Source organism: Rathayibacter sp. PhB151 (assembly GCF_004366415.1).
Classification (GTDB): Bacteria; Actinomycetota; Actinomycetes; order Actinomycetales; family Microbacteriaceae; genus Rathayibacter; species Rathayibacter festucae.
The window spans coordinates 1,160,714-1,173,487 of sequence record NZ_SOEN01000006.1; the positions used below are offsets into that span (position 1 = coordinate 1,160,714).

Genomic DNA, 12,774 nt, shown 5'->3' on the forward strand with positions numbered 1-12,774 from the left:
GTCGAGATCCACCACCGTCAGAACGGTGCGGGAACAGTGTCGAAGCGCGGCCTCGGTGGCGGGTCGGGCGGCCTCCCAGGCAAGGGCGGCGGTCGGTTGCTGATCCGCCGGCCGGTCGGGCTCGTCCACACGAGCGTCCCGCGGTCGTCGACCCGGTCGTAGCTCCACTGCTCGCCGTGTCGGACGTGGTGATGCGAGGTGCAGAGCATGACGAGGTTCTCGAGCGAGGTCTCGCCGCCGTTGCGCCACTCGAGCGAGTGGTCGGCCTCGGCCGTCGAGGCGGGGCGGGTGCAGCCGGGGAAGCGGCAGGTCTGATCGCGCAGCTGCAGGTGAAGGCGCATCCGCTGCGGCGGGAGGCGCTGGGTGCGTCCGACCGAGACGACAGCGCCGGTGTCGGAGTCGGTGAGGACCCGGGTGAAGGAGGCCGCGGTGCGGAGGAGCTCACGGGCGATCGGTGCGGGGACGGGTCCGTAGCCGTCGAGGTCCGCGGGTGCCTCGTCGAGGCCGACCGCGGTGGAGGCGGCGAGGGTGAGCCGCACTTCGGCGCGGACGCCGGGGACGAAGGTCGGATCCGGCCGGTGCTCGGCGTTCGGCGTGGTCCCGGCGATGTCGCCGTCGCAGAGCAAGTCGATCGCGGCGTCGGCGCTGAGCTGCTGCAGGGTGCGGGGGTCGCCCTCGTCGCGGAGCGTGCGGGCGATGCGGCGCAGCCGTTCGTGCGCGCCCACCACGGCGGGTGCGGGGCCGTAGATGCAGAGCGTGGCCATTCCGTCGATGTCGGGGGTGACCCAGGCGGCGCGGTCCTCGCGGGCGCGGGCGTGCCGCTGAGCGAGAGGGTCCTCGTGCAGCTCCTCCCGCCAGCGGCGGAGAGCGCGGCGCAGCTGTGTGAGCGTCATCGACGGCGCCGCTTCGGCGGCACGCTCGTCGAGAGCGGCGCGGGAGGCTTCGGGGAGGCTTCCGGCGGTCGCGCAGATCGCCTCGCCTTCCTCCCAGTGCAGTCGCGCCTGCGCGAGCAGCGCCCGGGTCAGCGGAAGGTGCTCGATCAGCAGCTGCGCGTTCTCGAGACGCCGCGCGATCACCTGCTCGGGCAGGCCTTCCGCGACGGCGAGTTCGGCGCGGATGGAGCGCTCGACGAGGTCGCGGGTCTCGCTCGGGGTCGTGCCGCGGGCGAAGATCTCTTGGTGGGCGAGGGCCGTGCGGTGGAAGTCGTAGAGGTCGTCGGCCTCGGTGAGACGGCGCTGGGCCGCGGCGCGGGCGTTCGCGGCGGCGCGGGCGCTGAGCCTGCGCAGGTGCGCCAGTGCCTCTTCCGTCGATCCGAACTTCGTCATACGAGTATTGAATCAGGGACCACCGACACTGGGGCCGGCTCGTGGAGGGCAGCGAGACGATTGGGGGCTGAACCTGGGCTGTGGAGGAGGCACTGCACTGGTGGGCTGGGTCTCGATACGCCCCTTCGGGGCTACTCGACCAGCAAGGAAGGGGACTGCTCGACCAGCGGAGAAGGGGACTTCGCGGCTCGCGGCCAGCCGGGTCGTCGGGCTTCCCTCCCGTTTGATCGAGTAGCCCGCGGGCGGAGCGGATCGGACGGCTGACGAGCTGACGCCTCCTGTGGTTGGGTTGCCGCACCGACGACACCCGGAGGACGACGATGCCCGACCACGACGAGACCTGCGCAGCCGAACTCCCGAGCCGAGCAGCTGCGGTCCCGGCATGAACGCCGTCGGCCCGATCGACGTCGCCTTCACCGCGCCGATCGGCGTCACCGTGAAGGGCGACCTCTGGTCGTGCGTGGAGGTGCCGGACTCCGTCGCGCTGTTCGGCACCGGCAAGGCCGTGAAGGTCGTCGCGACCGTCGATGGCGAGCCGCTCACCGCCGGCCTGATGCCCACCGGCGCCGGCGGCCACATGCTCTCGATCAGCGCCAAGCTCCGCAAGAAGCTCGGCAAGGACCTCGGCGACGACGTCGCCGTGCACCTGACGGAGCGCCTGACCTGACGGCCGGACCGCGGGAGAACGGTGGATCGCGATACGCCCGCGGAGCGGGCTACTCGATCAGCATGGGACGGCCACTCGGTCAGCACCTGGTCACGGCAGCACGCCGTCCGGGCTCCGCCACTCCGGGTGGCGGGCCTCGACGGCGTCGGTGGTGGCGTACTGGGTGTCCGTCGTCAGGGCGAACGGGCTCTGGACGTCGATCTGCACGTACTCGAGTCGGTCCCAGACGGAGACGTGCCAGTCGCCCGGGGAGTCGCCGTCCCAGGTCGCCGTGCCCTCGGCGCCCGGCCGGGTGAACCACAGCTCGGCGCCCTCGCCGGTCTCCGCGGCGTCCTGCGTCAGCTCGTCCGGCACCCAGCCGTCGGCGAGCAGCTCGCCGCCGATCGCCTCCTGGATCTCCCGGCTCGCCTCGGGCCCCGCCCCCTGCGGCACCAGGCGCAGGAACAGCTCCACCCAGCGCTCGTCCTCGCGGCTCACCGAGGGCTTGCCGCCGCGCACCGACACCCGGAGGTCCGCGCCGATCACCACCGGATGCAGCGACTCCGCGGCACCCACCGCGCCGTCGCCGAGCTCCTCCGCGGCGAGGATCTGCTCGTCGACGCCCGCCGTCGGCCCCGGCGCGCAGCCGGTCAGCAGCCCGAGCAGCACGACGCCCGCGATCGCCGCCCGCCCCGATCTCATCCGCCCACCGTATCGACAGGTGCAGTCCGGCCCCGCGAGGGCTAATGTTCGCGAGACGCGACCCGAACGCGGATGGACGGATCCTGGCCGGCCACGATCGTCGGTGCGCCCGGATCCGGAGACCCCTTGGACGCTCGACGACGCCTGCTGGTAGGGGCCGGAGCGGTCGCCCTAGTGCTGGTCGCGGGGGCTTTCGTGCTCGACGCGACAGCCGGCGGCCCCGGCGACGGCAGCCGGATCAGCGCGGGCGCGACCGGCTCCGCGGGCACCGCCTCCCCCGGCGCACCCTCCTCCGGCACCAACTCCTCCTCCGGCACCACCTCCTCCCCCGGCGTCTCCGCCACCCCCGGCGCGTCCTCCGCCGCCACCGTGACCCCGCAGGACCCGTCGAACCCCGCCGCCGTCGCCGACCCCTCCGCCCCGCTCGAGGTCTCCGGCCCCGCCCCCGTCGACACCGGCCTGCCCGACTCCACCCCGCGCGCCGCCCTCGTCTCCCTCCCCCTGCCCGCCGCCGCGAGCGCCACCCGCGCGCTGGTCGCCGGCTACCCCTCCGCCGTCGTCGCCCCGCTGCCCGACTCGATCGTCGCGTCGAGCTCGGTCGAGCCCGCCGGCGACGCGCTGCGCTCGGGCCTCACCGCGACCGTCGCCCTCGACGCCGAGCAGATCGTCGAGAGCTACCGCCGCTCGCTGGCCGCGCAGGGCTTCACCTCCGCCGCCGTCGACGCGCCCGCCGACGGCGCCGCGATGGTCTTCACCGCGGGCGAGGACAGCGTGAGCCTCTCCGTCACGCCGACCGGCACCCCGCGGATGAGCTACTCGCTGATCGCCGTCCTGCACCCGAGCGGCGGCTAGACGTGTACATCTCCCTGTCCGACCGACCCGAGGGCGCCGCGGAGCAGCCCGCGCGCAGCACCGGCCCGTCGCGCGTCGCCCCCGCCGTCATCGCCCTCGGCATCGTCAGCCTCTTCACCGACATCTCCTCAGAGTCGACCGCCGCGATCCTCCCCTTCTACATCACCGCCGCGCTGGGGATGTCGACGCTCGCGTACGGCTTCCTCGACGGCCTCTACCAGGGCGTCAGCGCGTTCGTCCGGATCGGCGCCGGCTGGACCGCCGACCGCACCGACCGCCCCAAGCTCGTCGCCCTCGCCGGCTACGGCCTGTCGATGCTCGCGCGCCTGGGCCTGCTGGCCGGAAGCGGCCCGGCCGCGCTGACCGCGGTCGTCACCGTCGACCGCCTCGGCAAGGGCATCCGCACGGCGCCCCGCGACGCGATGATCTCCGCCTCGTCCGAGCCCGCGTCGCTCGCCCGCTCGTTCGGCGTGCACCGGATGCTCGACACCGTCGGCGCGACGATCGGGCCGCTCCTGGCCTTCGTCGTGCTGCTGCTCGTGCCGGACGGCTACTCCACGGTCTTCGTGCTGTCGGCCGCGTTCGCGACGCTCGGCGTGGTGGTGCTGCTGCTGTTCGTGCCGGACGTGCGGACGCGCATCGCCGGCGGCGCGGCGCGAACGAAGCTGCCGTGGCGCCGCCTCTGGGACCGGCGTCCGCGCCGCCTCCTGCTCGCCGCCGGCCTGCTCGGGCTGCTCACGGTCGGCGACGGCTTCGTGTACCTGGTGCTGCAGAACCGCAGCGGCTTCGCGGCGCAGTGGTTCCCGCTGCTGTACGTCGGGACGAACGCCGCCTACCTCGCCCTCGCGATCCCGTTCGGCCGTCTCGCCGACCGCTGGGGCCGCAGGCGGATGTTCGCCGCCGGCCACGTGCTCCTGCTCGCCGTCTACGTGCTCGCCGCGTCGCCCGCCTCCGGGCTCGCGGTGACCATCGCCTGCCTGCTGCTGCTCGGCGCGTTCTACGCCGCGACCGACGGCGTGCTCGCGGCCGTCGCCGGGGCTAGCGTTCCCGCCGAGATCCGGGCGAGCGGGATCGCCGCGGCCCAGACGGTCGTCGCGGTCGCGCGGCTGTTCGCGTCGGTCGGCTTCGGAGCGCTGTGGCTGTGGCTCGGCCGGGAGGGCGCGATGATCGCCGTCGCCGTCGGCCTCGCGGCGGCGCTCCCCCTCGCGGCGCTGCTGCTGCGCGAGCGCTTCGCGGAGAAGAAGGGATGACGGACTCGTCCCGCCGTCTTTCGGACCGCGCGCGCTGGATCATCGCGGTGGTGGCCGCCGTCGCCCTCCTCGGCGGCGCCGCTGTGTATGGGGCCGGCGCCTGGGCGCGGTACCAGGCGCGCGCCTCCGCCGACTCCGCCGTGGCCGTCTCGACCGGCGCCCCCGCGGACGGCGACCGGATCGTCTTCCGCAACACCGCGAGCGGCCAGGGCTACGGGCTGGTCGCCTCCGTCCCGCTGGCCGACCCGGGAGCCGCGCGCACCCTCACCGACCGCGCTTGCGACCGCGTCGCCGCGACCGCGTCGATGGAGCTCTGCCTGCGCACCGACCGCGGCGTGCTGACCACCTTCGAGGCCGTCCTGACCGGCGCCGACGGCGAGACCCTGCAGACGTGGCCGCTGCCCGGCATCCCCAGCCGCGCCCGCATCGGCGACGGGATGCTCAGCACCACAGCGTTCGTCACCGGGCACTCGTATGCGCCGACCACGTTCTCGACACAGACCGTCATCCGCTCGCTCGACCCGGCGGTGCCGGATCCGGGGGATCTGGAGTCCTTCGCGCTGAGCGTCGCGGGGGCGCCACTGACGGCTGCGGACCGGAACCTGTGGGGGGTCACCTTCGCGGACGACGGAGACACCTTCTACGCGACCGCGGCGTCGGGGTCGCGGACGTGGCTGGTGCGCGGGAGCATGTCGGCGCGGACGATGACGGCGATCCACGACACTGCCGAGTGCCCCTCGCTCTCGCCGGACGAGTCGCGGGTGGCGTACAAGAAGGACGTCGGGGACGGGGTGCCGGACTGGCGGATCGCGGTGCTGGATCTCGCGTCGGGGGTGGAGACGGTGATGCCGGAGGAGCGGAGTGTGGATGATCAGGTGGTGTGGCTGAATGACGACACCCTCCTCTACGGGATGCCGCGTGAGGGCGCGGCCGGCGACACCGACGTCTGGTCGATCCCGGCCGACGGCTCGGGCGACCCGGAGCTCTTCCTCGAGCACGCCTGGTCGCCGTCGGTCGTCCAGGGCTGACGACGAGACCCCGCTCCTCCGGGGGATCGACTCGATCTGAACGCCTGCGCTCCCCGGGGGGCTCGGGGAAGACCCACGGCGACAGCCGATGGCGTGTGGCGCGCCACTTGCCGCGCCGCCGTCGCCTACCTCGCTCGGATCGAGCACTCTCGGAGGGCAAGCGCAGTCCACTCCTCCGGATCATCGGCACCTGCCTCTGCCGTTACACACCCCTTCAGAGACGGTCCTCTTCCGGCGCCGCGTACCGCTCGATTGTCCGCAGTCATGACGGACGCTGTTACGACAGTCCGAGGCAGAAGGCCCAGTCTTTCGACCAGTTAGGCACGACCGGCAGTCGTGCACTCGATTCACCAGGACGTGCAGATGCCCGAGAGCGAAAGTCCGGAGAAGGTCGACCTGCTTCGAGGATGGTCCTCCCAAAGCCGTCTTCGTCACACGATATTCGCGATGATCGGCATCGCATTCTTCCTCGGGTGCATGTTCATCGCGCTCCTCGCCTTCTCCGGTACCGAGCGGGTGATCGTCATGTACCCCCTCGCAGGTCTCCTCTTGATGGGCGCATGGACGTTGATCGCATCCTTCGGTCTGCCGCCGAGTGCCGAGGATGAGGAACGAGCTGGTTACACCGCTCTCCGCATCGGCCGGCAGCACCTGCCCATGGTCGACGACAGAACCGGCATCGTGCTTCGGAAGGCCGGCGAGCCCTTGCTGGACGGGCGAACAGCGAGACAGCGGCGCAGAGAGGCTCGTCGGTCATCGTGACACCGTCTCCTCAGGGGCCGCCCCCTCCCCTCTTCCGCGTGCGGCTGCTTTTGCTCGTGCTCGCGGTGGGCTTCGTCGCCCTTCAGGCGGCACTGGGCGCGTCCCGTGAGAACGGTCTCGTCATCACCAGCTGGATTCTCGGGCTGGTAGCGCTGGGCGGTGCAGCCGGTGCTGCGGCGACGCGGTCAGCCGCTCGGCGCGCTGAGGATCGACGTGCGCAGGCCGAGGCTCAGAACGCAACGTCAGCCTTCATCGTCGTTCACCATCCGGCCCTGCTCGGCTGCGTCAGGAGCAAGGACAGGAACTTCTCACTCGGCAGCTATCCCCTGGCGCTTGTGGAAAGCGACACTCTGAGCATCGTCGGCCCTGAAGTCCGTCGGTTGCCATTGCTTGAATGGCGGGACGTGGAAGCGGTGGGGATCATCGCACTGTCGGAGCGGTTCTTCATTCGTCGTGCAGTCGAGATCCGCGTCAAGAGCGGTGTGATCGTGCTCGCCCCGTACGGCAGGAGGGGTTTCGTCGGCTTCCGCGCTCCTTCGGAGGACAAGTTCGCAGAGTTCCTCGGTTCGTTGAACGTCGCCAGTGCGCGTCGAGCAGGGTGACAGTCATGACCATCGAGTGATTAAGGATGGTGTGGCGAAGTGGAACGAGTGAGGGGTGCCGGCGAGCCGTTCCTTACCAGAGCGCAACGCAAGAAGAAGGAAGAGGGGGTGAACGCCGGCCACCCCAAGCTGAACAGCGCCTCCATCTGCGCGTCGTCGCGCGGGCGCGCATTGAGTAGTTCTACCGACGTCATTCGCCCAGTCTGCGCGGAGGGTGGCAGCTATTCGATCCCCTACCGGGACGCTGCCTGCCCTCCCGCGGCTGCACGGCGAGGGGCGTCCGCCTGGTGACGATAGAGCGACGCACGACTCCACCCGACGAGACGAGCAGCATCCTCAGGAGTGCGACCACGCGCTCGCGCGTCCGCGGCGTTCGCGAGCTTGTCCGCAATTACCGCCGGACCTGACAGAGGGCTACCGAAGCGCGTTCCGCTTGCACGTGCGGCGGCAATGCCGGCATTGACTCGCTCGACGATGAGCTCTCGCTCGCACTCCGCGAGCGTAGCGAGCATGTTCAGCATCAGCCGGCCCGTCGACGTCGACGAATCAATCCCATCTGGGATCGACCACACCTGCACCCCACGCTCCCATAACAGGTTCACCGTGTTGAGCGCGTCAATCAATGACCGGCCGAGACGGTCGACTCGCCAGACGACAACAGTGTCCCCGTCCTCGACGTACTCGAGGAGCCTCTTCATCCCGGGACGCTCGACCGCAGTCTTGCTGCCGGACGTCAGGTCCGCGAACACGTCCCGCTTCTGCACGCCGGCCGCGACGAACGCATCGACCTGCCACTGCGCCTCCTGACTCGACCTACTCACACGCGTATAGCCGAGAAGCCTCACGAGCCAAGTCCGACTCGGAAAGTCCCTCCGAGCACCCGCCTGAGACGAAATACTACGAGACAAGATGTCGAGACAATGGGACCTTCATCGTTCCGGCTGCGCTGCCCTTGCAACGGCTCTCGATGGGCTGTCTCAGAAAGCTAATGCTTTATGAAGCAGCTAACAGACAATAGCCGTCTCACAACGGATCGCTGGACGATCGGCGTCCCGGGGCACCGCGCGATAGTTGTGAGGCTGACGGCTTCGCGCCGTCACGCAGCGCCTAAAGTCGCGTGCGCCAACCACCAAGCCGCCCAGCTTCCTAGGAATTTGAGAAAAACGTCAGCCTTACCTATACACCTATTCAGTACTTCTTGTAGAGGTAGCAACCCCGCAAGTTAACAATTGCCGCGTTCAGACGGTCGCTCGACTACTCACGTCGCCTGGGGCTTATCCGTTGTCGTACTCATACGCGAGATTCTTGAGGGGAACTGAGGTGGTGTAGTCACCCCAATTTCCACCGCGCCTACGTCCACGTTCAGCAATTAGGTGAAGGTTCTTCCGAGCCCTGGATCCAATCACGTACAGAAGTCGTTTTGCCCCGTCGAGTTGATCAGCGTCATTAAAGTGCGGGACCATTCCATCCATAAGAGCGAAGGCGATCACGGTGTCAAACTCCGCGCCCTTGATGCCGTGAATGGTAGAGACGGTAATCCCTGACCTTGGGCGGAAAACTTTTCTAAATACTTCAATGTCCGTCGCGAACGGGGTACCATCCCTTTTGAGCCGCTCGATACGGGCCCGCGATTCGCGAAAGAATGCAATGTGCTGACCCGCGAGAGCTGGCACCAAAGAGAAGTCGATCCGAAGAAACGCAAAGACTCGGTCGAAATAGGTGCGCAAGTAGTCTAGGCCGTCGGTCTCGTCTAGATGGATGCCATTAGACAGCCGGAGCAACGAGCGCGCGTCGAGATCTCCTGTCGAGAGCGCTACTGCATTCAAATCGTTGAGGATTTCCCGAGCCCATCGAAGCCTCGATACGAACATTGTCGGTGACGCCTGCGTCAGCCCGATGCGGGCTAGCTTGTACCAGAAGTTATCGTGATCTCGAGAAAACGGCGTTAGACCGGGCCCGTCAAAATTGTATTCGGGAAGTGCTGCCACGAGCGACCGTGTAAGAGCAGCAAGATGCGCCCACCAGGGAGCGATGACGCAGATCTCATAGGTGGGGACGCCAAGGTCATCGACACTGTGGCGAATGAGTCGCACGATTTCGTCCTCGAGATCACTCCGCTTCAGTGAATCATCGAACGTAATTTCACTGGGATAGTCGGCCGCCGACGACGCCGCTTCGATGGGACTGCCAGCTACCTTGAAATGACCAAAATAGTCGATTATACGTGCAGACGATCTATAGTTCCTCGACAGTTCCATCGTTCGGAAAGTGAGTCCGGTCTGCGTCGAATACTTGATCGGGTCAATTGCGTATCCACCAAGCGAGCCAAAAATTGCTTGGTTTGGGTCACCGACAAACAGTGCTCGCACAGCACCGGCACCGGCGCGCAAAATCGATCCAACTATCGCGTATTGGATCTCGCGGGTGTCTTGGTACTCATCGACTGCGACGAACGTGAAAATACGAGAGAGAAGCTTACTGATTTCTGGTCGAGACTGGATCAGGTCCGACGCGTACAGAAGGATGTGCTCAAAATCCACCTCCTGCCGATTTTCAAGCTCGACAACGTAGCGATCAAGAACAGCGTTGATGGCTGCATGTTTCCAGGCCTTCGGTTCCTGAAGAACCCGTTCGGACGTCGTGAAGTGATAGCCGCAGTCGAAGTGGGTGATTCGGGGCAAGGAACTAGAACATAGATCTGCGATGATTTGCTCGGCTTCATGTGAATTAATAACATGATAGCCATCTCGCAGTCTCGGATGATAGATCGCATACGGCCGGATGATCCATTCAAGGCAGAAGGCGTGTATTGTGCCAATCCAGAGCTGCTGCGTGTCAACCCCGAGTTGAGCGACGCGTTCCTCAATCTCCTCCGCGGCACGATGGGTGTACGTGATGGCGACGACGAACTGACGCTCAGATTCAAGCTTGGCAAGCTCCTCGGCCACCTTGTAGGTCAAGGTTCTCGTCTTCCCGCTCCCGGGACAAGCAACGAGCACGACGCTTCCGGGTTCTTCGATTGCCGCAAGTTGTTCGGAGTTCAGGACCTCCTGTGACCAGTCCGTCACGCGACGTACATTTCAAGAAATTGATTGATCTCATCGTCAGGAAATTGAACCGCCGCCTGCGCTGCAAGCTCTTTCAGGGACTTGTCGCCTGCGCGGAACTCCTCCAGCGTGCGAGCGAACTGTTCGCGGTCAGCCTCCGTGCATAGGCGTTCACCGACCATAATGCGAAGGCGATACGCAAGAATATTGCACCAATTTTCATTTGAGAGTTCGGGATGAACGAATCGAATCGCTTCGAGAATGTAATTAGGAAGTACGATATGAGGCGTAATCTCCGAAGCCACACGCACCGCAAACCACCCCTTTCCCTCACGCTCAGCCATGTGCAAAACGACTTTCCCAAAGTATGCCAGCGCCTCAGAGCGAAGCCCCGCCTCCGCGAGGTCTCGATTCGTCTGCTTCGACCAGATGTCATCGACGAGGCCCACGACGACGTCGCGATTTCCACTTGCTACAAGCTCGACCTCGAAAGTGTGCGGCGCAAAGAAGACGCCAAGCCACTGATTTCCGTTTGTAAAGGTCTCCAGCCGTGTCTTCCGTTCGGCGCCGCTCTTGGCGGACCGAGCCATGTGCTCGTGCCTGGCGACTCTGGTAGCGTCTTGATCCCCCGCTTGAGGCGCCTCGATTGCGGCGTCTAGGTCCGTGATGATTGCGCAACGTTTCCGAATCCGATTGTCGTGAAACAGCGACGCAACATTCTCGAAACCCGTGCTTCGAATGTTGACCAAGCTTATTCCCAGTTCGTCAAGCCCAACCCCCAAGAGCTTCTTGACCATCGCCGGAATAAGAATCTCCTCGGCGTCTCCTTCAACCAATACGACACTGCGGGCAAAAAGTAGGTTGCTCCGAACGGCGTCGAGATACCTCTGAATATTCCGCACTAGCTTGGCGTCCAGTCCCTTCGCGGGCTGGAAGGCCTCTACAACGCCTAAGTGGCGACCGAGAATGTTCATGTTCTGAACATGGCTCACTTCGGAGATTTGAGTGGAGTGCGTGGAGTATATGATTTGCGTCGCGTCGTAGTTCAGGCGTTCAAATAGGGTCTTTTGGATGTGGGTATGAATGTGAGCTTCGGGCTCCTCAATGAGAAGGAAATTTGCGATCGGCTGTCTCGTTTGCGAGTATTGAAATTCGAGCAGCTTCAGAGTCAGAAAGATAAGATTCGCGCCACCCAAGCTCAGCTGATCTATGCCCCCCTCGTAGACCTCGCCATCCTCTCCGACAAACAACTTTAAGGATTGAAAAAGTCGATCGGCATCAGAAGGCAGATCCGATCGGATTCTCAAAGATGAGGGCGAGTAGGCATTACCGACAGTCTCGCGAATCGTCTGTCGGATATCGGCAGTCACCTCGCCGACGTCGGGCCATTCCTCAATAGATTGATTGAGGTCCACGACCTTGTCGACAATTTCCTGAAAGGCGACCAAGTCAATTTCACCGCTTTTGGCTCTCAGCAGATTGCGCAGGGGATTCGGGCGGTTTTCCTGAAAATCTCGAACCACGTCGCGAAGAGCGGGGACGAAGGAAAAGGAAATTTCCTTCGCGACGGACAGTTGCTTCGGTAGCGTGGTCCCGATCTCCGCATGATCTAGCTTTGTAGGAAAAATGACCTTGTCGAAGTCACCAACTACTGCTCTGTAGAACTGCGGGTCGGTGAAGTCGCCCGTACTGCGACCCGTGAAGATTACTTCATAGTCTGCGACTGTCATTGTTTTGCGTACAGCCGTCAAACCTGCCGTGTCGCCTGCAGGTAACTGCGACAGTGCGACCCTAATGTCATGACGAGGTCGGAAAATCAGATTGTAAGTTGCGCTTTCGACAGAGGCGTGGTGCGCGACGCCAACGCCGTGCAAGAACAAGGCCTGGATCGACTCATCCTCACTGACCTGCTCGAATTCCAAGCCGATGATGATCCAGTGCCCCCGCCACTCGCCGAGGGGGCGATGGAAATCCTCCTCGTTGAGACGGTAAGCGGAGGCGAGCATATTGGCGTCTAGTAGCAGACGTACTGCCCGGAAGAGGTTGCTCTTACCAGCGCCATTTTCACCAATTACGGTATTTACCCCGGCGTTGAATTCCAGGGTCGTAGCGGCAAAATTTCGGTAGTTGACCAAACTCAGTTTTGAAATGTGCACTGGACGACTGCCCCTCTGGTTTCAGCAATTGCTTCTGTTGGAAGATACCCGAAATTGCCGTCGGCCTGGCGATCCTCCGCCTCCTCCGCACGGTCGAAGACTCACCCGCCGCACCAGAGGCGATTCGAAGGTGGCCAGCCGTCGACGATTACGAGGTCTCGCCGCGCGACCGTATCGTCGTTCCCATTCAGGAGGGTCACGAGCTCGCCCACTAGATGGATGCGCGCCCGGTCGACGACAGCTCTGCGTGGCGACCTGTTCGAGCGGAAGGCTCCGCCGTTCCGGCTTGTCGACGGCGTGGCCGTCTCGGTCGGTGAAGACGTAGAAGTAGAACGTGGAGAGTCGCCTGTCGTTGCTGCCCGACAGCGCGCCGACTGCGTAGAGGCGCGTCGCCCACTGCTCCC

The 12,774-nt window shown here is 65.4% G+C and carries 11 protein-coding genes; 6 read left to right on the forward strand and 5 right to left on the reverse strand.

Going from position 1 to position 12,774, the window contains the following annotated elements; genetic code table 11:
* Positions 1–17: 17 nt before the first annotated feature.
* Positions 18–1,325: an HNH endonuclease signature motif containing protein gene (locus tag EDF35_RS06095; protein ID WP_133961116.1), complete on the reverse strand. Its 1,308-nt coding sequence runs from the start codon at positions 1,323–1,325 to the stop codon at positions 18–20.
* A gap of 382 nt (positions 1,326–1,707) precedes the next feature.
* Between EDF35_RS06095 and EDF35_RS06100 the strand changes: the two genes are divergently transcribed.
* Positions 1,708–1,992: a DUF1905 domain-containing protein gene (locus EDF35_RS06100; RefSeq protein ID WP_133961118.1), complete on the forward strand. Its 285-nt coding sequence runs from the start codon at positions 1,708–1,710 to the stop codon at positions 1,990–1,992.
* Between the two features lie 90 nt (positions 1,993–2,082).
* On the opposite strand, the gene EDF35_RS06105 is transcribed toward EDF35_RS06100, so the two are convergent.
* The gene (locus EDF35_RS06105; protein ID WP_133961120.1) at positions 2,083–2,673 is read right to left on the reverse strand and encodes a hypothetical protein; all 591 of its coding nucleotides are present in this window, start codon (positions 2,671–2,673) and stop codon (positions 2,083–2,085) included.
* 126 nt (positions 2,674–2,799) lie between these two features.
* Between EDF35_RS06105 and EDF35_RS20695 the strand changes: the two genes are divergently transcribed.
* The 5 genes from EDF35_RS20695 (at position 2,800) to EDF35_RS06130 (ending at position 7,167) form a co-directional block, all read left to right on the forward strand.
* Positions 2,800–3,525 carry a hypothetical protein gene (locus EDF35_RS20695; protein WP_166674023.1) on the forward strand — a complete coding sequence of 242 codons (726 nt, stop codon included), beginning with the start codon at positions 2,800–2,802 and terminating at the stop codon, positions 3,523–3,525.
* A gap of 8 nt (positions 3,526–3,533) precedes the next feature.
* Complete coding sequence (locus EDF35_RS06115; protein WP_243839889.1) at positions 3,534–4,775, forward strand: MFS transporter; 1,242 nt, start codon at positions 3,534–3,536, stop codon at positions 4,773–4,775.
* Positions 4,772–5,803: a hypothetical protein gene (locus EDF35_RS06120; protein ID WP_243839858.1), complete on the forward strand. Its 1,032-nt coding sequence runs from the start codon at positions 4,772–4,774 to the stop codon at positions 5,801–5,803. Before EDF35_RS06115 ends, EDF35_RS06120 begins: the two co-directional genes overlap by 4 nt.
* 363 nt (positions 5,804–6,166) lie before the next feature.
* Positions 6,167–6,565: a hypothetical protein gene (locus tag EDF35_RS06125; RefSeq protein ID WP_133961124.1), complete on the forward strand. Its 399-nt coding sequence runs from the start codon at positions 6,167–6,169 to the stop codon at positions 6,563–6,565.
* A gap of 38 nt (positions 6,566–6,603) precedes the next feature.
* Positions 6,604–7,167 carry a hypothetical protein gene (locus EDF35_RS06130; protein ID WP_133961126.1) on the forward strand — a complete coding sequence of 188 codons (564 nt, stop codon included), beginning with the start codon at positions 6,604–6,606 and terminating at the stop codon, positions 7,165–7,167.
* Positions 7,168–7,400: 233 nt separating this feature from the next.
* On the opposite strand, the gene EDF35_RS06135 is transcribed toward EDF35_RS06130, so the two are convergent.
* The 3 genes from EDF35_RS06135 to EDF35_RS06145 all read right to left on the reverse strand — a co-directional run bounded on the left by EDF35_RS06135 (position 7,401) and on the right by EDF35_RS06145 (position 12,370).
* The gene (locus EDF35_RS06135) at positions 7,401–8,012 is read right to left on the reverse strand and encodes a recombinase family protein (protein WP_133961128.1); all 612 of its coding nucleotides are present in this window, start codon (positions 8,010–8,012) and stop codon (positions 7,401–7,403) included.
* Between the two features lie 429 nt (positions 8,013–8,441).
* Complete coding sequence (locus EDF35_RS06140; protein WP_133961130.1) at positions 8,442–10,235, reverse strand: ATP-dependent helicase; 1,794 nt, start codon at positions 10,233–10,235, stop codon at positions 8,442–8,444.
* Positions 10,232–12,370: an AAA family ATPase gene (locus tag EDF35_RS06145; protein WP_133961132.1), complete on the reverse strand. Its 2,139-nt coding sequence runs from the start codon at positions 12,368–12,370 to the stop codon at positions 10,232–10,234. The genes EDF35_RS06140 and EDF35_RS06145 overlap by 4 nt, the downstream gene beginning before the upstream one ends.
* Positions 12,371–12,774: the final 404 nt, after the last annotated feature.

Bases quoted from the DNA above. Each gene is read 5' to 3' on its own strand.
- EDF35_RS06095 (WP_133961116.1), bottom strand. From the start codon at position 1,325: ATGACGAAGTTCGGATCGACGGAAGAGGCACTGGCGCACCTGCGCAGG.
- EDF35_RS06105 (WP_133961120.1), bottom strand. From the start codon at position 2,673: ATGAGATCGGGGCGGGCGGCGATCGCGGGCGTCGTGCTGCTCGGGCTG.
- EDF35_RS06100 (WP_133961118.1), top strand. From the start codon at position 1,708: ATGAACGCCGTCGGCCCGATCGACGTCGCCTTCACCGCGCCGATCGGC.
- EDF35_RS06120 (WP_243839858.1), top strand. From the start codon at position 4,772: ATGACGGACTCGTCCCGCCGTCTTTCGGACCGCGCGCGCTGGATCATC.
- EDF35_RS06125 (WP_133961124.1), top strand. From the start codon at position 6,167: ATGCCCGAGAGCGAAAGTCCGGAGAAGGTCGACCTGCTTCGAGGATGG.